This window comes from Novosphingobium sp. P6W (genome assembly GCF_000876675.2).
In the GTDB taxonomy this organism is placed as follows: Bacteria; Pseudomonadota; Alphaproteobacteria; order Sphingomonadales; family Sphingomonadaceae; genus Novosphingobium.
Genome location: NZ_CP030352.1, coordinates 3,009,031 through 3,028,027, shown reverse-complemented (window position 1 = coordinate 3,028,027; position 18,997 = coordinate 3,009,031). Strand labels below are relative to the sequence as shown.

The 18,997-nt window shown below is 66.2% G+C and carries 27 protein-coding genes; 17 read left to right on the top strand and 10 right to left on the bottom strand.

Annotated features, from left to right (window positions below):
• Positions 1-144: 144 nt before the first annotated feature.
• Positions 145-1,467 carry a replication-associated recombination protein A gene (locus tag TQ38_RS14535; protein ID WP_043971457.1) on the bottom strand — a complete coding sequence of 441 codons (1,323 nt, stop codon included), beginning with the start codon at positions 1,465-1,467 and terminating at the stop codon, positions 145-147.
• 87 nt (positions 1,468-1,554) lie between these two features.
• Here TQ38_RS14535 and TQ38_RS14530 point away from each other — a divergent pair, with 87 nt between their 5' ends.
• Positions 1,555-1,992 (top strand): hypothetical protein, encoded by a 438-nt coding sequence (locus TQ38_RS14530; protein WP_043971455.1) that lies wholly within the window; start codon positions 1,555-1,557, stop codon positions 1,990-1,992.
• Positions 1,993-2,067: 75 nt separating this feature from the next.
• The gene (locus TQ38_RS14525) at positions 2,068-2,880 is read left to right on the top strand and encodes a sugar phosphate isomerase/epimerase (RefSeq protein WP_043971452.1); all 813 of its coding nucleotides are present in this window, start codon (positions 2,068-2,070) and stop codon (positions 2,878-2,880) included.
• Positions 2,881-2,978: 98 nt separating this feature from the next.
• Here the strand turns inward: TQ38_RS14525 and TQ38_RS14520 are convergent, their stop codons facing one another.
• A complete protein-coding gene (locus TQ38_RS14520) occupies positions 2,979-4,574 on the bottom strand; it encodes a GMC family oxidoreductase (RefSeq protein ID WP_113941980.1) in 1,596 nt (531 codons plus the stop codon).
• Between the two features lie 172 nt (positions 4,575-4,746).
• Between TQ38_RS14520 and TQ38_RS14515 the strand changes: the two genes are divergently transcribed.
• Complete coding sequence (locus tag TQ38_RS14515; RefSeq protein WP_043971447.1) at positions 4,747-5,610, top strand: TIGR03620 family F420-dependent LLM class oxidoreductase; 864 nt, start codon at positions 4,747-4,749, stop codon at positions 5,608-5,610.
• A gap of 207 nt (positions 5,611-5,817) precedes the next feature.
• Here TQ38_RS14515 and TQ38_RS14510 read toward each other — a convergent pair whose 3' ends face one another.
• The 8 genes from TQ38_RS14510 to TQ38_RS14475 form a co-directional block, all read right to left on the bottom strand.
• On the bottom strand, positions 5,818-6,021 hold the full coding sequence (locus TQ38_RS14510; RefSeq protein WP_043971445.1) for a hypothetical protein: 204 nt from the start codon (positions 6,019-6,021) through the stop codon (positions 5,818-5,820).
• A 104-nt stretch (positions 6,022-6,125) separates the two neighbouring features.
• On the bottom strand, positions 6,126-6,578 hold the full coding sequence (locus TQ38_RS14505) for a DUF1810 domain-containing protein (RefSeq protein ID WP_043971443.1): 453 nt from the start codon (positions 6,576-6,578) through the stop codon (positions 6,126-6,128).
• Complete coding sequence (locus tag TQ38_RS14500) at positions 6,575-6,808, bottom strand: DUF2945 domain-containing protein (RefSeq protein WP_043971441.1); 234 nt, start codon at positions 6,806-6,808, stop codon at positions 6,575-6,577. Before TQ38_RS14500 ends, TQ38_RS14505 begins: the two co-directional genes overlap by 4 nt.
• Positions 6,805-7,020, bottom strand: a complete 216-nt coding sequence (locus tag TQ38_RS14495) for a hypothetical protein (protein WP_043971439.1) — start codon at positions 7,018-7,020, stop codon at positions 6,805-6,807. Before TQ38_RS14495 ends, TQ38_RS14500 begins: the two co-directional genes overlap by 4 nt.
• Before the next feature lie 166 nt (positions 7,021-7,186).
• Positions 7,187-8,023 (bottom strand): 2,3,4,5-tetrahydropyridine-2,6-dicarboxylate N-succinyltransferase, encoded by an 837-nt coding sequence (gene dapD / locus TQ38_RS14490; protein WP_043971437.1) that lies wholly within the window; start codon positions 8,021-8,023, stop codon positions 7,187-7,189.
• A gap of 200 nt (positions 8,024-8,223) precedes the next feature.
• Entirely contained in the window at positions 8,224-8,889 is a 666-nt protein-coding gene (gene gmk, locus TQ38_RS14485) for a guanylate kinase (protein ID WP_043971434.1), read from the bottom strand.
• A gap of 87 nt (positions 8,890-8,976) precedes the next feature.
• Complete coding sequence (locus TQ38_RS14480) at positions 8,977-9,411, bottom strand: hypothetical protein (RefSeq protein ID WP_043971432.1); 435 nt, start codon at positions 9,409-9,411, stop codon at positions 8,977-8,979.
• A 32-nt stretch (positions 9,412-9,443) separates the two neighbouring features.
• Entirely contained in the window at positions 9,444-9,950 is a 507-nt protein-coding gene (locus TQ38_RS14475; protein ID WP_043971429.1) for an SspB family protein, read from the bottom strand.
• Positions 9,951-10,112: 162 nt separating this feature from the next.
• On the opposite strand from TQ38_RS14475, the gene hisB reads away from it, so the two are divergent.
• From hisB to tolB, 14 genes are all read left to right on the top strand, one after another.
• A complete protein-coding gene (hisB, locus tag TQ38_RS14470) occupies positions 10,113-10,715 on the top strand; it encodes an imidazoleglycerol-phosphate dehydratase HisB (RefSeq protein ID WP_043971426.1) in 603 nt (200 codons plus the stop codon).
• Complete coding sequence (locus TQ38_RS14465) at positions 10,715-11,008, top strand: YciI family protein (RefSeq protein WP_043971423.1); 294 nt, start codon at positions 10,715-10,717, stop codon at positions 11,006-11,008. Before hisB ends, TQ38_RS14465 begins: the two co-directional genes overlap by 1 nt.
• Positions 11,005-11,628 (top strand): imidazole glycerol phosphate synthase subunit HisH, encoded by a 624-nt coding sequence (hisH, locus tag TQ38_RS14460; RefSeq protein ID WP_043971420.1) that lies wholly within the window; start codon positions 11,005-11,007, stop codon positions 11,626-11,628. The genes TQ38_RS14465 and hisH overlap by 4 nt, the downstream gene beginning before the upstream one ends.
• A 172-nt stretch (positions 11,629-11,800) precedes the next feature.
• Positions 11,801-12,532, top strand: a complete 732-nt coding sequence (gene hisA, locus TQ38_RS14455) for a 1-(5-phosphoribosyl)-5-[(5-phosphoribosylamino)methylideneamino]imidazole-4-carboxamide isomerase (RefSeq protein WP_043971416.1) — start codon at positions 11,801-11,803, stop codon at positions 12,530-12,532.
• Positions 12,529-12,774 carry a hypothetical protein gene (locus tag TQ38_RS14450; protein WP_043971413.1) on the top strand — a complete coding sequence of 82 codons (246 nt, stop codon included), beginning with the start codon at positions 12,529-12,531 and terminating at the stop codon, positions 12,772-12,774. Before hisA ends, TQ38_RS14450 begins: the two co-directional genes overlap by 4 nt.
• 21 nt (positions 12,775-12,795) lie before the next feature.
• Positions 12,796-13,557: an imidazole glycerol phosphate synthase subunit HisF gene (gene hisF / locus TQ38_RS14445; protein ID WP_043971410.1), complete on the top strand. Its 762-nt coding sequence runs from the start codon at positions 12,796-12,798 to the stop codon at positions 13,555-13,557.
• A 130-nt stretch (positions 13,558-13,687) separates the two neighbouring features.
• Positions 13,688-13,873, top strand: a complete 186-nt coding sequence (locus TQ38_RS14440; protein WP_043971407.1) for a PEP-CTERM sorting domain-containing protein — start codon at positions 13,688-13,690, stop codon at positions 13,871-13,873.
• A gap of 60 nt (positions 13,874-13,933) precedes the next feature.
• Positions 13,934-14,260 (top strand): phosphoribosyl-ATP diphosphatase, encoded by a 327-nt coding sequence (locus TQ38_RS14435; RefSeq protein ID WP_043971787.1) that lies wholly within the window; start codon positions 13,934-13,936, stop codon positions 14,258-14,260.
• 40 nt (positions 14,261-14,300) lie between these two features.
• Positions 14,301-14,678 carry a histidine triad nucleotide-binding protein gene (locus tag TQ38_RS14430; RefSeq protein WP_043971404.1) on the top strand — a complete coding sequence of 126 codons (378 nt, stop codon included), beginning with the start codon at positions 14,301-14,303 and terminating at the stop codon, positions 14,676-14,678.
• A 107-nt stretch (positions 14,679-14,785) separates the two neighbouring features.
• Positions 14,786-15,367: a YbgC/FadM family acyl-CoA thioesterase gene (locus TQ38_RS14425; protein ID WP_082057531.1), complete on the top strand. Its 582-nt coding sequence runs from the start codon at positions 14,786-14,788 to the stop codon at positions 15,365-15,367.
• A complete protein-coding gene (gene tolQ, locus TQ38_RS14420) occupies positions 15,364-16,071 on the top strand; it encodes a protein TolQ (protein ID WP_043971401.1) in 708 nt (235 codons plus the stop codon). The genes TQ38_RS14425 and tolQ overlap by 4 nt, the downstream gene beginning before the upstream one ends.
• Positions 16,071-16,517: a biopolymer transporter ExbD gene (locus TQ38_RS14415; RefSeq protein WP_043971398.1), complete on the top strand. Its 447-nt coding sequence runs from the start codon at positions 16,071-16,073 to the stop codon at positions 16,515-16,517. The genes tolQ and TQ38_RS14415 overlap by 1 nt, the downstream gene beginning before the upstream one ends.
• Positions 16,518-16,541: 24 nt before the next feature.
• Positions 16,542-17,573: a hypothetical protein gene (locus TQ38_RS29975; protein ID WP_043971396.1), complete on the top strand. Its 1,032-nt coding sequence runs from the start codon at positions 16,542-16,544 to the stop codon at positions 17,571-17,573.
• Entirely contained in the window at positions 17,570-18,967 is a 1,398-nt protein-coding gene (tolB, locus tag TQ38_RS14395; RefSeq protein WP_043971395.1) for a Tol-Pal system beta propeller repeat protein TolB, read from the top strand. The genes TQ38_RS29975 and tolB overlap by 4 nt, the downstream gene beginning before the upstream one ends.
• Positions 18,968-18,997 lie beyond the last annotated feature (30 nt).

Here is an 18,997-nt window from a genome sequence, read left to right as displayed (position 1 = left end):
CTGGGTGGCGCGTGGGAACGCGGGGGGCTTCGACAAGCTCAGCCTGAGCGGGATTTGAGATGGATGATCGAGTGAGGTGACCGTGAAAACCCGCTCAGGCTGAGCTTGTCGAAGCCCCCGCCGTAATCACACGAACAACCCGGATCACTCCTCCCGCCGCTCGGCGCGCTTCTTGTCCCACCATTCCAGGCGCTTTTTCACCTCGCGCTCGAAGCCGCGTTCGACGGGTTCGTAGTAGACTTGCGGGCCGATCTCGTCGGGCCAGTAGTTGTCGCCGGAGAAACCGTCGGGCGCGTCGTGGTCGTAGGCGTAGTCCTTGCCGTAGCCGATATCCTTCATCAGCTTGGTCGGCGCGTTGAGGATGTTCGCCGGGGGGCTGAGCGACCCGGTCTCGCGCGCGGCTTTGAACGAGGACTTGAACGCCGCATAAGCCGCGTTCGATTTGGGCGCGGTCGCGACGTAGAGGCAGGCCTGCACGATCGCCAGTTCCCCCTCGGGCGAACCGAGAAATTCGTAGGCGTCCTTGGCGGCAAGGCACTGCACCAGCGCCTGCGGATCGGCGAGGCCGATGTCCTCGCTGGCCATGCGCACCAGGCGGCGCAGGACGAACAGCGGCTCCTCGCCCGCCGTCAGCATCCGCGCCATGTAGTAGAGCGCGGCCTGCGGATCGGACCCGCGCACCGATTTGTGCAGCGCGCTGATCAGGTTGTAATGCCCGTCGCGGTCCTTGTCGTACACCGCCACGCGGCGCTGCAGAAACTGGCCGAGACCCGCAGGATCGAGGGGAGCCGCGATCTTCGCGGCATAGAGCGTTTCGGCCTGGTTGAGCAGGAACCGCCCGTCGCCATCCGCCGAGGCGACCAGCGCCTCGCGCGCGGGGGCGGTCAGCGGCAGCGCGCCTTCGAGGTCTTCGGCCTTGTCCAGCAGCGCGGATAGCGCGGCGGCATCGAGGCGGTGCAGGATCAGCACCTGTGCGCGGCTGAGCAAAGCGGCGTTGAGCGCGAAGCTGGGGTTCTCGGTCGTCGCACCGACAAGGGTGACGGTGCCGCGCTCGACAAAAGGCAGGAAGCCGTCCTGCTGGGCGCGGTTGAAACGGTGGATTTCGTCCACGAACAGCAGTGTGCGCTGGCCCGCCTTTGCCGCAACGTCCGCCTCGGCGAAGGCCTTCTTGAGGTCCGCCACGCCCGAGAATACCGCGGACACCGCATGGAACCGCATCCCCACGGCAGCGGCAAGCAGACGCGCGGTGCTGGTCTTGCCGGTGCCGGGCGGCCCCCACAGGATCATCGAGGAAAGGCGCCCCGCCGCCACCATGCGCCCGATCGCGCCTTCCGGGCCCGTCAGGTGCTCCTGCCCCACCACGTCCTCCAGCACGCGCGGACGCAGGCGGTCGGCGAGCGGGGCATCCTCGCGCAGGTCATCGGGAGTGCCGGGGGGCGGCAGTTCGTCGGCGAAAAGGTCGGCCATCACGGCTATCTAGCGAGCTTTGCCGGCAATTGCATCCGGTGAGGGGCAGGCGTAGGGGGAGGCGGTGCAAAAAGGGGCGCGAAACTCGTGGCAGATGCTGTCGTAACGAAGCCGCGCTGGCCCTATTGGCTGATCGCGGTGCTGGCGCTGGTGTGGAACGCCTTCGGGTGCCTGGATTTCACCATGACCGCGATGCGCAGCCCTGAGTGGCTCGCCTCACTGCCGCCCGAGGTCATCGACTGGCTCGATTCCGCGCCCACCTGGTCACTGTTCACATGGGCGCTGGGCGTGGGCGGCGGGTTCGTCGGATCGCTGGCTCTGCTGGACCGTTCGCGCTGGGCGGTTCCGGCCTTCGCCGTTTCGCTATGCGGGCTGGCGGGCAACCAGGTCTGGCAAGCGACCTCGAACATGCCCGGCGGTGTGACTTCGCCCGGCAATCTCGCGCTTAACGGCGCCATATGGGCCGTAGCGCTGGCGCTGCTGTGGTACGCTGCGAAGAAGTGGCGGCAGGGCTTTCTGCACTGAGCTTTCCTGCAATTGCCCGTGCCCGCTTGGGGACAAGGCTGTATACCCGTGCGCATACGGGAGAGGATTCGATAAATGCCACATCCGCTTGGACTGGAATTGCTGACGGTGCTTGGGCTTGGTCCGGTCGAGCATGTCACGTTGGCGGCGGATCTCGGCTGTACCGCCGTTTCGATGGGGCTGACCCAGCTGCCCGAGCGTTTCAACCCGCACGGCTACCCCGCATGGTCGCTGCGCGATGACGCGGGCCTGCGCCGCGATCTGAAGGCCGTGCTGCGCGACCGGGGCGTGGCGATCTCCATCGCCGAGGGCCTGGGCGTCTCTCCCGACATTGATGCGTCCCAGCGGGAGGCGGACATGGACCTGTTCGCAGACCTTGGCGCCAGGCGCGTCAACTCCGTTGACATGGGCGCGGAGCGTGCGCGCGCGTTCGATCAGCTCGCCATGCTTGCGGAGATGGCCGCCGAACGCGGAATGGGGTTTTCGATCGAGTTCTGCCCGTTGTTCACCATCCGCTCGCTGCCCGAAGCGCTGGATGCCGTGCGCCACATCGGCGAAGGCCGCGCCGGGGTGCTGATCGATGCGATGCACTTCTTCCGCTCAGGCGGGACAGTGCGCCAGATCGCGGAACTGGACCCGGCACTGATCGGGCATGTCCAGATCAGCGATGCCCCCCGCAAGGGCGAAGGCGATTACATGGCCGAGGCAATGACTGGGCGCATGGTGCCGGGTCAGGGCGAACTGCCCCTGCGGGAGTTCGTCGACGCCCTGCCGCGCGGGCAGGTGCTGGGGCTTGAAGTGCCGTTGATGGCCACAGCGCAAAACGGGCGTGTAGCGCGGGATTACGTGGGCGAGATCGTCAAGCGGACGCGGGAGTTTCTGGTTTAAGCGGGCTTAACTCCTGCCGCGCCCGGCAGCATTGCTCTCAATGAGCGCAGAGCGAAGCTGCACGCGCAGCGACGACATTAACGGGGGTGCAGGGGGGGCTATGATGCCCTGCTTCTATCTGCCTTCAAAACCATCTCCGCCCCTTTCTCCGCGATCATCATGGTCGGAGCATTGGTGTTCCCCGAGGTGATCGCTGGCATCACCGAGGCGTCGATCACGCGCAGTCCGCGCACCCCGACTACCCGCAGTTGCTCATCCACCACCGCGCCCATCGCTGCCGTGCCGACCGGGTGGAAGATGGTCGTCCCGATCTCACCGGCGGCGCTTTGCAGTTCCTCTTCGGTCTGGAAGGCGATGCCGGGGCGCACTTCCTCCGGGTGATACCGGGCGAGAGCGGGCTGGGCGACGATGGCGCGGGTGATGCGGATTGCGTCGGCGGCGACGCGGCGGTCTTCCTCGGCGGAGAGGTAGTTCGGGCGGATCGAGGGGGCGGTGGCTGCATCGGCGCTGTTGATGCGGCTGGTCCCTCGGCTTTCGGGGCGCAAATTGCATACGCTGGCGGTGAAGGCGGGGAACGGGTCCAGCGCGCCGCCGAAGGCTGCGAGGCTCAGCGGCTGGACGTGGTATTCGAGGTTGGCGGTAGCGTAGCGCGGGTTGCTGCGGGTGAAGACGCCGAGCTGGCTGGGGGCCATGGCCATGGGTCCGGTACGGCGCAGGGCATATTCCATGCCGATCAGCGCCTTGCCGAAGATATTGGCAGCGCGGGCGTTGAGGGTGGCGACCCCCGATACGCGCCAGGCGCAGCGCAGTTGCAGGTGGTCCTGCAGGTTCGCGCCCACTTCGGGGCTGTCTGCCACCGGCTCGATGCCGAGGCCGGCTAGGCGGGCGGCCTCGCCGATGCCGCTGCGCTCCAGGATCGCGGGCGAGCCGATCGCGCCGGCTGCCAGAATGACTTCGCCGCCGGTGCGCGCCTCGCGCTTTTCGCTGCCGATGGTGTAGGCAACGCCGACCGCGCGGCCTTCCTCGATGATGACGCGGTCCACCAGCGCGCCGGTTTCCACCTTGAGGTTGGCGCGGGTGCGCACGGGTTTGAGGAACGCGTCGGAGGCGCTCCAGCGCCAGCCGCTGCGCTGGGTAACCTGGAAGAAGCCCGCGCCTTCGTTGTCGCCGGTGTTGAAGTCGCGGCTATGGGGGATGCCCTGCTGCTCGCAGGCGTCGCGGAAGGATTCGAGGATTTCCCAGCGCAACCGCTGCTTTTCGACGCGGATTTCGCCGCCGCGGCCATGGAATTCGCTGGCGCCCTCGTAGTGGTCCTCGGCGCGCTTGAAGTAGGGCAGGACGTCGTCCCAGCCCCACCCGGCGTTGCCGGACTGGCGCCAGCCGTCATAGTCGGCAGCCTGCCCGCGCATGTAGATCATGCCGTTGATCGAGGAGGAGCCGCCCAGCACGCGGCCTCGCGGATATTTAAGTGCGCGGCCGCCCAGCCCCTGCTCGGCCTCGGTCGACATGCACCAGTCGGTGCGCGGGTTGCCGATGCAGTAGAGGTAGCCCACCGGCACGCGAATCCAGATATAGTCGTCCTTGCCGCCCGCTTCGAGCAGCAGAACGCGCGTTTTCGGATCTGCGCTGAGGCGGTTGGCAAGGACGCAGCCGGCGCTGCCTCCGCCCACGACGATATAATCGAACTCTCCCATTTCCATGGGCTAGGCCGGGTGCTGCGGGCGGGCAAGTGGACGCAGTGCTAGGTGCGGCGGGGCGGGGATTGGTCGCTCCGGCGATGCCGGGCGGGCTTATGGGCAAATACCTTGCCGGACCGCCCGCGCGATCCCACCATCGCTGCGGGAAGAACGAGGGTGAGGAAACGCCATGACCGTACCGACAATCGGCAAAGTGGGCCTCTGGTCGCTGGAGATGCGCTTTGGCGACAAGGCATTGTCGAGCGCGGCGGCAGAGGAACTCGATGCGCTGGGCTACGGCGCGGTATGGATTCCGGGTGGCATCGACGACGGCGCCCCGGCGGATGTGGAGCGGCTGCTGGCGGCGACATCGCACATGACGATCGCGACGGGCATCCTCAATATCTGGAAGCATGACCCGGCGCAGCTGGCCGCCTGGTTCGATAGCCTGCCCGATGGGGCAAAGGCCCGCACTTTGCTGGGGCTGGGCATCAGCCACGGCCCCCTGATCGGTGAAAAGTGGGGCAAGCCGCTGGAAGTCACCTCGGCGTTCCTCGACGGCCTGTTCACGGCCGGGATGCCCAGGGATAATCTGTGCCTTGCCGCACTCGGCCCGAAGATGGTCGCGCTATCGGGACAGCGGACGGCGGGCGCGCACCCCTATCTTGTCACGCCGGAGCATACATCGGCGGCCCGCGCGATCCTGGGAGCGGGGCCGCTGCTGGCGCCCGAACAGGGCGTGATCCTGGAACCTGACCCGGCCAGGGCGCGGGAACTGGCAGTGGGCGCGCTGGAGAACTACGCCCGCCTGCCCAATTACCGGAACAACTGGTTGCGGCTGGGCTTCAGCGAGGCCGAGATCGATTCTCTCGACGACCGGCTGCTCGACGCGCTTTTCGCGATCGGCAGCACCGAAAACGTCGCCCGGCGGGTCCAGGCGCATCTGGATGCGGGCGCGGATCATGTCTGCCTGCAGGTGATTGCCGGGCCGCAGGGGGCGGCATTCGACACGCTGCTGCCGCACTGGCGCGATCTTGCGCAGGCATTGCTTTAAGCCGCGCCCCATTTTCATGTGTGATTTTCAGAGGCACGTTAAGGAATTCGCAAGAGGTTGCGGCTAATTCTGTGGGCACAGGAGATGGCGACTTTGTCGTCAGATTTGACGGGAACCGCCGGCAACCGGACCAAGGCTTCAGGGCCTATCCGGTAACGCAGGCGGTTCCTGTCAATTTCACTGTTCAGCCCAAACCACCTGCCGACCTCAATTGCTCAGAGCATTCTGTTCTGCGGTTACAGCCTGACCTCGTTCAGGGCTGTCGTACCACGCGCGCGAAATCCAGATCGCGGACATGGCAAGAATGGCAAGGATAAGGCTGGCGATCAGCACATAACGAACGATGTTGGGCGTGCTTCCCCCGCGCGCCTCGTCGTCATCGAGGTGAACCTCGTCTCCGACACGTTGCATGACGGCTCTCCCGTCGGGCCGATGGCGGTCTTGGTGGCCGCGCTTGGTTCGGTCCGTACTGCTGAACGCAGCTCGATGTCGAAAGGTTCCCGACAGGGGAGGATTTACGCTGCGGGCCGGGCATAGACGTAATTGAGCATGGCTATCGTGCGATCATCGCGCCGCCCCTGGCAGAAAGCGTCCAGGGCGTGGCCAAAGCGGTCTGCCTCCCTGCTGCGCTCCAGTGCGGCCAGTTCGAACAGGGACATCGAACTGCAGAATTTCACCGAGTCCGTCGGCCCCAGGATGGCGAATGCGCTGCGCCGTCCGGCCCAGCCGAGCATCAACTGCGTCACCTCCGCCAACCGCGGACCCAGCACCGGATGCGCAAGATAGCGCCGCGCTTCGCCAAGACCGTCGACGGCATAGCGCCGGGCCATGGCGCTGGTGCCAAGCCCGGCGATTTGCGGGAAGATGAACCACATCCAGTGGCTGCGCTTCTCACCGCTGACAAGTTCGGCGCGGACCTGCGGGAAAACTTCATCCTGCGCGGTCACGAAGCGTTGCAGGTCCATCAGGCGCGTTCCAGTTCCGAGCCGCGTTTAAGGACGCGTGCGCCATCCTCCTGTTCAATGATGTAGGCGGGATTGTCATGCGTGCCGTAGCGGGCAATCCGCTTGCCCTTGATGGTGCGGCTGACGCGGCGCTCGAAGCGTTCTGCGATCTTGCCGGTCGCGGTACCCTGGCCCCAGTTCCAGCGCACGCTCGTGCCCTTGCGCAATGTGCCGGAGGATGAGGAAGTGGTCATGGCGTCTTGCCGCCATCTTCGGCCACCGCCTTGGCGGTGTCGGCCGTGCCGCCGGTGTCGGGCGTGGAGAGGGAGCCGGTCAGCCAGATGGCCGAAAGCGCGACGATCGCAATGGCAAGGCTGATCATCAGGACATAGCGGACGACCCCCGGCGTCGAGCCGGCACGAGCGTCTTCCTTGTCGATGTGCACTTCCTGTCCGCGCGTTTCCATGGCGTGTCTCCGGTTGCTTGAGGGCCGCAGACGGCCCCTTTGCATCCTATAACACGCCAAGGCGAGCAGCGTTCCGCCGCCCGCCCCGCGTAAGGAGTGCTTAGTCGCGCACCAAGCATCTTCCAGTCGATCGCTTGAGATCGACGACTCGGAAGATGCGACCGGTTTAGTCGCGCAGCAATTCGTTGATGCCAGTCTTCGAGCGGGTCTGCGCGTCGACGGTCTTGACGATCACGGCGCAGTAGAGCGACGGGCCGGGGGTGCCATCGGCCAGCGGCTTGCCGGGCAGTGCGCCGGGGACGACCACCGAGAACGGCGGCACGCGGCCGATGTGGATTTCGCCGGTGGAGCGGTCGACGATCTTGGTGGAGGCGCCGATGAACACGCCCATCGACAGCACCGCGCCTTCACCCACGATCGCGCCTTCGGCCACTTCCGAACGTGCGCCTATGAAAGCGCCGTCCTCGATCACGACCGGGCCGGCCTGCAGCGGCTCCAGCACGCCGCCGATGCCGGCGCCGCCCGAGATGTGCACGTTCTTGCCGATCTGTGCGCAGGAGCCGACGGTGGCCCAGGTGTCGATCATCGTGCCTTCGCCGATGTGTGCGCCCAGGTTCACGAAGCTGGGCATCAGCACCACGCCCTTGGCGATGTAGGCGCTGCGGCGCACAACGGCGCCGGGGACCACGCGCACGCCCGCGGCCTTGAAGCGGGCTTCATCCCAGCCGGCGAACTTAAGCGGCACCTTGTCATAGGCGGGCGCCCCGGCGGCGCCGTAGTCCACCACGGCGTTGTCGGAGAGGCGGAAGCTGAGGAGCACGGCCTTCTTGAGCCACTGGTTGACCTTCCAGCCGCCCTGGCCGTCCGGCTCGGCAACGCGCGCCGCGCCCGAATCGAGCAGTTCCAGCGCCTCGTCGACGATCACCCTTACATCGTCGCTGGCGGGGGTGACGGTGTCGCGCGCGTCAAACGCGGCTTCGATCTTGGCGGCGAGGTCGGACATGGAAAGGTCTCCGGATGGGGCTATTTGTCGGGGCGCGGCCTAGAGGCAGACGCGGCGCAGAGCAAGGCTATCGTCGGATCAGGGCAGCGTTCGCGGCCGGGGGCTTCGACAAGCTCAGCCTGAGCGGAATTTAGGAACCAGCTTTCAACACCGCTCAGGCTGAGCTTGTCGAAGCCCCCAGCGCCGCAGCGCCTGCCCCGTCAATCCCCGGGCTGCATCAGTTCGCGCACGAAGCCGATCAGGCCGGTCTGGCGGGCGCGGCGCAGGCGTTCGGCGGCGAGGATTTTCTTCACCTGTTCGAAGCAGCTGGTGATGTCATCGTTGACTACGACATAGTCGTAGCCGTCCCAGTGGCTGATTTCCGAGCGTGCACGTTCCATCCGGCCGGCGATGACTTCGGCGCTGTCGGTGCCGCGCCCGGTCAGGCGGCGGCGCAGTTCCTCGATGCTGGGGGGCAGCAGGAACACGCGGACAACGTCGCGTTCCAGCTTCTGGTATAGCTGCTGGGTGCCCTGCCAGTCGATGTCGAACAGATAGTCCTGCCCGTCCTTCAGGCCGGCTTTCACCTGCGCCTTGGGCGTGGCGTAACTATGGCCGAACACGGTCGCCCATTCCAGGAAATCGCCGTCTTCCGCCATGCGGTCGAACTGTTCCTGGGAAACGAAGTGGTAGTCCTTGCCGTCAACCTCGCCGGGACGCGGCGGGCGCGTGGTGCAGGACACCGAGTTGCAGATGTGCGGATCGTGTTCGAGCATCATGCGCGAGATCGTCGTCTTGCCCGCGCCGGACGGCGAGGACATGATGAACATCAGGCCGCGCCGTGACAGCGTGCCGGTGGAAGCCGGGGAGGGATCGGTCTGGACCATTGCCCCCGATGGCGGGGGAAAGCGTGCAAATCAAGGTGGCTTGCGGCCGGTTCGCGGAAAATTGCCGCCGGAGCGGATGCGGCCGTCTCAGTCCTCGACGCCGTCCTGCGCCATTTCGTGGAGGTCGGCGGCGCCTTCCGCGCGGGCCTGCCGTGCGCGGCTGCGGTCGTAAAGGGTCTTGGCGACCAGTGCCCCGCCCACCACGATCGCGCCGGGGATCGAGCTTAGCGCCACGCGGGCGAGGGCGCCGTGGATTAAGGTTTCGGAAACTGTCCGGCCCCTGAGAATCGACTTGGCTTTGCTCTGCGAATAGCTGCTGCCCAGCACACCGCGTTCCACCGCGCGGCGGGCCAGCGTGGTGCCGGTGCGCAGGACGATATCGGCGATCACGAGATTGGTGGCGGGGTTCGGGCTGGGACCGTGCAGTTCGCCGCCGTTGTCCGCCAGCTTTTTAAGGCCGACGGGACCGGACTTGACCGCGCTCGCCGCCTTGCGCGCCTGTTCCTTGAGTTTGGTAGCCATCGCCCAGTAAATCCTCGGGCGGGGTGTCCGCCTTACTTTTTCTTGCCGAAATCGACCGAGACGACGTTGGAGCCGTCTTCACTGGGAGTAATGCGCGAGGCGACGTCGCGTTCCGATTCGTCGTTGCCGGCGGTGGCGGACATGTCATCGTCCTGCTCGCCGTCGTCCATCGCCTGGAACTGGAGGCCGAAATCGACCGCCGGATCGACGAAGGCGGTGATCGCGGAAAACGGAATGTCCAGCTTGGCGGGCATCTGGTTGAAGCTGAGGCTGACCGTGAAACCGCGGTCGGAAACGCCCAGATCCCAGAACTTGTTCTGCATCACGATCGTCATCTCGTCCGGGAAGCGGGCCCGCAGGTCCGCCGGAATGCTCACACCCGGAGCGCCGGTCTTGAAGGTGATGTAGAAGTGGTGGCTGCCCGGAAGGACGCCGCCGGCGGCCTCCACCTGGCCCAGCACACGTCCGACGACGGCGCGCAGGGCTTCCTGCACGATTTCATCGTAGGGGATCATGCTGTCTGGCGGGGTATCGTTCATCGCGCCACTACCTGCGCATCGTTCATCGGGTGGTCAACCCGTTACGAGTGGGAAATTACGCCTCCCCGATCGTTTATCCAAGGAAAATCCACCGAAGGGGCCGCCCGGGGCGCGATTGACGACCGGATTGATTCTGACACGCACGAGTATATAGGCGCAGCCATGCGCACAGCCTCGATCACCCGCAAGACGCACGAAACCGACATCTTCGTCGAGGTGAACCTCGATGGAACCGGGGCCTATCAGGTCTCGACCGGGATCGGCTTTCTCGATCACATGATCGAGCAGTTCAGCCGCCATTCGCTGATCGACATCACCTGCCGCATCAAGGGCGACCTCCACGTCGACCAGCACCACACGACCGAGGACAGCGCCATCGCCATCGGCCAGGCAATCACCCAGGCCATGGGCGACAAGGCCGGAATCGGCCGCTACGGCGACGTGCACTCGCCCATGGACGAGGCGCTGGCGCGCGTGTCGCTGGATATTTCGGGCCGCCCCTACCTCGTGTGGAAGGCCGGCTTCACGCAGGACAAGCTGGGCGAATTCGACACCGAGATGGTGGAGCACTGGTTCCACTCGATCGCGCAGGCGGTGGGCATCACCCTGCATATCGAACTGCTTTACGGCACCAACAACCACCACATCTGCGAAGGCATCTTCAAGGGTTTCGCGCGCGCCATGCGGCAAGCGGTGGAACTCGATCCGCGCAAGGGCGGGGCGATCCCCTCGACCAAGGGCATTCTGGGACAGGCGACACTATAATGGCCAGCTTCATCGTTTCGCTCACTTATATCGCCTCGATCGACAAGGTGGATGCGCTGCTCGAAGACCATGTTGCCTGGCTGCGCGCGCAGCATGCAGCGGGACACCTGCTGGGCTGGGGCCGCAAGGTCCCGCGCGAAGGCGGCATTCTGCTGGCGAAGGGCGAGAACCGCGATGCGGTCGCCGCACTGGCCGCGCAGGACCCGTTCGTCGTGGGCGGCGTGGCCGAGATCGAAGTGATCGAATGGGCGCACGGCTTCCTCGACGACAGCATCGCCGGCCTGGCTGGATGACGCTGGCGCTGATCGACTACGGCGCGGGCAACCTCCACTCGGTCGCCAATGCGCTGCGGGCGGCGGGCGCCGAAGACGTGGCGATTACCGCAGACCCGTCCGTGGTGCGCGCGGCGGACCGTATCGTGCTGCCGGGCGTCGGCTCGTTCAAGGCCTGCGCGGCGGGCCTCTGGGGCATTTCCGGCATGGTCGAGGCGATGACCGAGCGGGTGCAGGTGGGCGGTGCGCCGTTCCTGGGCATCTGCGTGGGCATGCAGCTGCTCGCCACGCGCGGCCTTGAGCACGGCGTCACCGAGGGTCTGGGCTGGATCGACGGCCAGGTCCAGAAGATCGAGCGCACCGATCCCCGGATCAAGATCCCGCACATGGGCTGGAACGATGTGGGGTTGGGCCGCCACGATCCCGCCAGCGGCCTGATCGAGCCGGGCGAAGCCTATTTCCTGCACTCCTACCACTTCGCGCCGGATGACGGGGCGAGCGTGGCGGCGATGACCGACCACGGCGGCGGCCTTGTTGCCGCAGTGGCGAAGGACAATGTCGTGGGCGTGCAGTTCCACCCGGAAAAGAGCCAGGGCTACGGCCTCTCGCTGCTCGCGCGGTTCTTGGAGTGGAAGCCATGAAGGACATGTTCGCAGGACCGGCGCTCGTGCTCCAGCGTCCGGTGCAAAAGCAGACCCCGTCGTCCCCGCGCCCGCAGGGACAGCGCTTCCTTTCTTCTCCCGTTCCGCCTTGCCACAAGCGGACGTCCCGCCTGCGCGGGCACGATGGGATCAATTCCGGTCGGACCATCCTATGATCGTATTTCCCGCCATCGACCTCAAGCAGGGCCAGGTCGTGCGTCTGGCCGAAGGCGACATGGCGCGCGCCACCGTTTATGGTGACGATCCCGCGGCGCAGGCGATGCTGTTCGCCGAAGCCGGTTCGCAGTTCCTCCACGTCGTCGATCTCGACGGTTCGTTCGCGGGCCGGGCGGAGAACCGCGAAGCGGTGGAGGCGATCCTCGAGGCTTTCCCCGGGCACGTCCAGCTGGGCGGCGGTATCCGGACCGCCGAGGCGGTTGCGGGCTGGTTCGACCTTGGCGTCAGCCGCGTGGTCATGGGCACCGCTGCGCTGAAGGACCCCCAGTTCGTCAAGGACATGGCCAAGGAATTCCCGAACGGCATCGTCGTCGCCGTTGACGCGCGTGACGGCATGGTCGCGACCGAGGGCTGGGCCGAAGTGTCCGACGTCTCGATCGTCGACATGGCCCGCCGCTTCGAGGATGCCGGCGTTGCCAGCCTGCTGTTCACCGACATCGGCCGCGACGGCATGCTCAAGGGCTGCAACATCGACGCCACCGTTGATCTTGCCCGCCGCACCGACATGCCGGTGATCGCCAGCGGCGGCGTGAAGGGCCTCGACGATATCCGCCTGCTCGCGCTTCATGCCAAGGACGGCATCGAGGGCGTCATCACCGGCCGTGCGCTTTACGACGGGCGCCTCGACCTTGCCGCCGCAATCCAGATGGCCGAGCGCGAGGGGTGAACGACAACCGCCTGATCGCCGTACTGGCGCTGGCGATCTTCGTGCCGGGCGTCATCTGGGCATGGCGCGACTACCGCGAGGGCAGGGCGCGGCTGATGCTGTTCAGCCGCCGCCGCTCCACCATGGAAACGCGCCGCGCCGACGATCCGCGCAAGTTCTGGACCTATACCGCATTCAACGTCGCGATCTGCGCCGTGGTGGCAGTGTTCGCGGTCCTGCTGTTCTTCAAGCCCGTGGAGTGATGCCATGCCAAGGAACTTGAAATGACCGTTCGTATCCGTGTCATCCCCTGTCTCGACGTTCGCGATGGCCGCGTGGTCAAGGGCGTCAACTTCGTCGACCTCAAGGACGCCGGCGATCCGGTGGAACAGGCGCGCGCCTATGACGCCGCCGGAGCGGACGAGCTGTGCTTCCTCGACATTTCGGCCAGCCATGAAGGGCGCGGCACTCTGCTCGACGTGGTGCAGCGCACCGCCGAGGTCTGCTTCATGCCGCTGACCGTGGGCGGCGGCGTTCGCACCGCCGAAGACGCGCGCGCCCTGCTGCTGGCCGGGGCTGACAAGGTGGCGGTGAATTCCGCCGCTGTCTCGCGCCCCGAAGTGGTGGCGGATATCGCGCAGAAGTTCGGCTCGCAGTGCATCGTCGCCTCGGTCGACGCGCGCCGCGTGGCTCCGGGCCGCTGGGAGATCTTCACTCACGGCGGCCGCAAGGCGACCGGGATCGACGCGCTGGAACATGCGGTGAAACTGGCCGGATACGGCGCGGGCGAACTGCTGGTCACCTCGATGGACGGGGACGGCACCCAGAACGGCTACGATCTTGAACTGACCCGCGCGATTGCCGATGCGGTGTCGGTGCCGGTGATCGCATCGGGCGGCGTGGGCAATCTCGACCATCTCGTTGCCGGGGTAACCCAGGGCCATGCGAGCGCGGTGCTGGCCGCCTCGATCTTCCATTTCGGCAAGCATTCGATCGGCCAGGCCCATGCGGCCCTGCGCGATGCAGGTCTTCCAGCGCGGGGATGACGATGGCCTTAACGGGCCAATTTACGATTGTTGACTGGTTCTAATCGGGACATTTGCGAGGCAGCACTTGCTGCGATGCGGTAATGGGCCGATGGGGCAGGCGTCAATCTCGACACGCAGGAACCTCTCGGTGAAAATCTTCAGATACCTGCCAGCGCTCGTCCCGTTTTTCGCGTTGTCCAGCCCTGCCTATGCGGCGGGCGGGATTCCCTTGCCCGAGCCAAGCAGCATGTTCCTGCTGGCGATGGGCGTCGCGGGCGTCGCGATCGGCCGCAAACTGTCGTCCAAGCGCGGCGACGGTGAGGGCGAAGACTGATCCGTGCGCCAAGCTGACGGCTTGACCGCGCCCGCGCCGGGCCGCATTGGCAGGCGCATCATGAGCAGTCCCGACACCCTAGCGCGCCTCGAAGCCACGATCGCCCAGCGCCTGAGCGCCGATCCTGATTCGAGCTATGTCGCCCGCCTCAACGCCAAGGGTCTGGGCAAGATCGCCCAGAAGCTTGGCGAGGAGGCCACCGAAACGGTGATCGCCGCGCTGACCGAAAGCCGCGAAGCGCTGGTGGGTGAGGCGGCGGACCTGATTTTCCACCTCATGGTCCTCCTCGCCGCGAAAGACGTGCCGCTGGCTGAGGTCATGGCCGAACTGGACCGGCGCGAAGGTACGTCCGGTATCGCCGAGAAAGCCGCGCGCCCCAAGGACTGAAAGCTGCATCCACCCGGCCCTTACCTCACCGGAGAGACATATGCCCATCGATCCACGCCTGCCCTACGACGCCAACAACATCTTCGCGAAGATCCTGCGCGACGAATTGCCGTGCTCGAAAGTCTACGAGGATGAGCACGCGCTAGCTTTCAACGATATCCGCCCGCAGGCGCCGGTCCATGTGCTGGTGATACCCAAGGGCGCTTACGTGTCGTGGGACGATTTCACTGCCAAGGCCGACGATGCCGAGATCGCCGGGTTCATGCGGGCGGTGGGCAATGTCACGCGCCAGCTGGAACTCGACGGGCCGGGCTATCGCCTGATGGTCAACATGGGCCGCGCCGGGCATCAGGAAGTGCCTCACCTGCACGTCCACATCTTCGGCGGGCGCGAATTCTTCCAGATGATCGTGGACTGAAATCCACCCGCTCACGAAAAATTTACCTGTCGGTTCAGCCTGCGAGGCCATGTTCTCATGGCTTCGGGGTTGAAGTCGCCCCCCGCCCCGCTACACAACCCGCCGGCATGACGGACAATTCCCCCTACAGCTCCGCGCCCGTGCGCGACCCATCCCCGCAGACCGGTGAGATCGACGGCGCTATCCATCGCTACGCTCTTCGCGTGTTCTACGAGGACACCGATGCGGGCGGCGTGGTCTATCACGCCAACTACCTGGCCTGGTTCGAGCGCGCCCGTTCCGATCTGCTGGACATGCTTGGCGTCGACCAGCGCGGCGCGATCGATGCGGGTCTTGGGCTATATGCCGTTGCCGAGGCCAACTTGCGCTACCTTGCCCCGGCGCGGCTTGGCGACGCGGTGGTGATCGACACCTGGGCGGAGGCTATCGGCCGCGTCTCAGCTACGTTGCGGCAGGTCGCAAGGCGGGGCTCCGTACGGCTTTGTGAGGGCACGGTAAAGGTCGGGTTCATCAGTCCTGAAGGACGACCGCGCAGGCAACCCGAGGCGTGGCAGCGCGCTTTCGCCTCGCTGGTTCCGATATCCGCAGACGCTGCGCCAGATCTTGGCGCGGCAGCAACCAGTTCGAAATCCGGCATAGCCGCCGCAGTATTACAATCCGGCACAGCCGGCCGGGAAGGACAAGAATGACGCTCGACCTGCTCGCCTCCACCATTTCTTTCGCTGGAGAATCCGGCGGCCTCAACCCGGTGAAGCTGTTCCTCGATGCCGACATCGTCGTTCAGGCGATCATGGCCGGCCTGGTGCTTGCCAGCGTCTGGGTGTGGACGATCATCATCACCTTTACCCTGCGCATGGGCTCGGCCTCGCGCCGCTGCAACGAGTACGAGGAGGGCTTCTGGGAGGCCCAGAACTTCGAAACCTACCAGAAGGAACGCCGCCGCGGCGATGTGCCGATGGGTAAGGTCGCAGGCGCGGGCCTGGGCGAATGGCGCCGGAACGTGGGCGTCAACGTCGACGCGGAAGGCGCGCGCCAGCGTATCGCCCTGATCATGAACGCGGCCGTGGGCGAGGAAGCCGACAAGCTGTCCGACCGCCTCAACTTCCTGGCGACCGTGGGTTCGGTGGCGCCGTTCGTGGGTCTGTTCGGCACCGTCTGGGGCATCATGAAGAGCTTCTTCGACATCGGCCAACAGCAGAATTCCTCGCTCGCCGTCGTTGCGCCGGGCATTTCGGAGGCGTTGTTCGCCACCGCCATCGGCCTGTTCGCGGCCATTCCGGCAGTCATCGCCTACAACCGCTTCTCGCACCGGGTTAACGGTTTCGAGGGCCGCCTTCAGCGCTTTGCCGACCATCTCCATGCCGCGCTGACCCGCCAGCTGGAGCAGCGCTGATGGGAATGGGTCTCGCAGGCGGCGGCCGGGGCCGCAGGCGTGGACGTGGTTCGCGCGGGCCCATGGCCGAGATCAACGTCACGCCGCTGGTCGACGTGATGCTGGTGCTGCTGATCATCTTCATGGTCACCGCGCCGCTGCTCAAGGCGGCTGTGCCCATCGAACTGCCCGAAACGCGCGCCAAGGCGATGAGCGAGGAGCAAGGCCAGATCGAGATCACCCTGCGCCGCGATGGCGCGGTGTTCTATGAAGCCGACGAACTTTCGCCCGGCGAACTGCCGGACCGCCTTGCCGCGACGCCAAAGGACGCCGAGGGCAAGCCCCCGCTGGTCACGCTGCGCGCCGACAAGGCGCTCGACTATGGCCGGGTGATGGAGGTCATGGGCGAACTGAACCGTGCGGGCTTTACCTCGATCTCTCTGGTGACCGATGTCAGCGGCGGTTAAGGCGCGCGCGGTAGGGTCCACCTGATGGCATCGAAAGGACTGCGCAAGGATGAAGGCATTGGCTTGGGCGCCGCGATCGCGTTGCACTTGGCCGTGCTTGGGGCGATTCTATTCAGCCCGCGCCAGAACGACGTGGTCACGCCGCCCCCGCGCATCGAAGTGACGATCAGCGACGAGATCGCCAAGACCTCGACTTCGCCCAATCCCAACGCACAGGCTGCACCGGACAAGAGCCCGGAGCTGGGTGAACCGGCGCCCGAAGCCGCGCCCGTGCCGGAGGTCGAGCCTGCCCCCGCGGCACCGCCCGAGCCGAAGGCCGCTCCGGAGCCTGAGCCGCGCGTGGTGGAAAAGCCTCAGCCTCCCAAGCCTGAGCCCAAGCCGAAACCGGTGCCCAAGCCCGCGCCCAAGGCGCCGCCGAAGCCTGCCCCCAAGCCGCAGCCCAAGCCTGAGCCGAAACCGAAGCCGGCGCCTCCCAGGGCTGCGCCGAAACCCGCACCCAAGCCGGCCCCCAAGGCGCCGCCCAAGAAACCGGCTCCGACGCCCCCCCGCAAGTCGAGCGCGATCGACGATATCGTCAAGTCGAAGCCCAAGCCTGCGCCTCCGGGCCGCACGGCAGGTTCGAGCACAAGCGCGTCTCCGCCCAGGAAGGCCGGCAGCAGCGCGTTCGACGATGCGTTCAAGCCGGGTACGCCGGGGGCCAGCGCGCCCAAACAGACCGGCACGCCCGCAGCGCAGATCGGCGCTTCCGCGCGTTCTGCGCTTGGCGCGGCGATCAGCCGCCAGCTCAAGCCGCACTGGCAGGCGCCGCAGGGTGCCGATGTCGAACTACTGGTCACCAAGGTGCGGTTCCGCCTGGCCCGCGACGGCAGCCTTTCCGGCGAGCCGGAGGTGGTCAGCACCACCGGCCAGAACGCCGCGAACCAGGCGCAGGTGACGCGCCATCAGGAACAGGCGATCCGCGCGGTGAAGCTTGCCGCGCCGTTCAATCTGCCCGATGACCTTTACGAAGGCTGGAAGGTCGTGACGACCAACTTTGACAGAAGGCTATCGCAATGAAGATAACCCATATCCTCGCTTTGGGATTGATGCTTTCCAGTTCGCTGGCAGGAACCGGGACCGCCTTTGCCCAGGCGGTCCCGGTTGCAGTGCCGGTTGCGGTTCCCCCGGCCGAGGGCGATGGCGGCCTTGAAGTCACCGTGTCGGACGACAGCGAGTGGCAGGACCTCGGCATCGCCATCACCTCGTTCGCCACCGACGCCGACGTGCCCACGCGCACCAATGCCGGCTCCACCGGGGCGCTGGGCCGCGCGCTGTCGCAGGTGGTCGCCGGCGATCTGAAGAACAACGGCCTGTTCAAGCCCTCTGGCCCTGACGGACTGCCGCAGCCTGCTTATGCTCAAGTCCAGGCGCCCGACTACGGCACCTGGGCCTCGCGCAGCGCCGACATGCTGGTGCAGGGCTTCGTGCGCGCGGGCGGCGACGGCACGATCACCGTGGGCTGCTATCTTTACGACGTGCGCCTCAAGCAGCAGCTTGTGAAGGGCGGCTGGCAGGTTCCGCCGTCCGACTGGCGCCGCGCCGCGCACAAGTGCGCCGACATGGTCTATTCGCGCTTGTCCGGTGAAAGTCCGTTCTTCGATTCGAAGATCGCCTATATCGCCGAAAGCGGTCCCAAGGATCACCGCATGAAGCGGCTGGCGATCATGGATTCGGACGGTGCCAATCACCGCTACCTGACCAGCGGCCAGGCCATGGCGCTGACCCCGCGCTATTCGCCGGACTATTCGAAGATCCTCTACCTGTCCTATCTCAACGGCCAGCCGAGCATCTATTCCTACGACCTTGCGACCGACCGCCAGACCCTGATCGCGCGTACCGGCAACCCCACGCTGGCCCCGCGCTGGTCGCCCGATGGCAAGTGGGTGCTCTATTCGATGGCCAAAAGCGGCACGACCGACATCTACCGCATCTCCTCGGCCGGCGGCGGCACCCCGCAGAAGCTGACCAACGGGCCGGGCATCAACATCGGCGGCAGCTATTCGCCCGATGGGCGCCAGATCGTGTTCGAAAGCGACCGTTCCGGCAGTCAGCAGATCTACGTGATGGCGTCGGACGGCTCTGGCCAGAAGCGTATCAGCTTCTTCGGCGGGCGTGCCGCGACCCCGGAATGGAGCCCGCGCGGCGACCAGATCGCCTTCACGCACATCGCGGGCAACCTGCGCGTGGCTGTGATGAGCCCGAGCGGCGGCGGCATGCGCCACCTCACCGATTCGTGGCAGGACGAGGCGCCTACCTGGTCGCCAAACGGGCGCATCGTGCAGTTCTTCCGTACCACCAAGAGCACCGGCGTCGCCGGGATTTGGCAGGTCGACCTGACGGGCCGTAACGAGCGCAAGCTGCCCACTCCGGTCGGCGCTTCGGACCCGGCCTGGGGCCCCGTCCGCCCCTGATTGCGCCGGGTTTGAACGGGCACCAGCGAC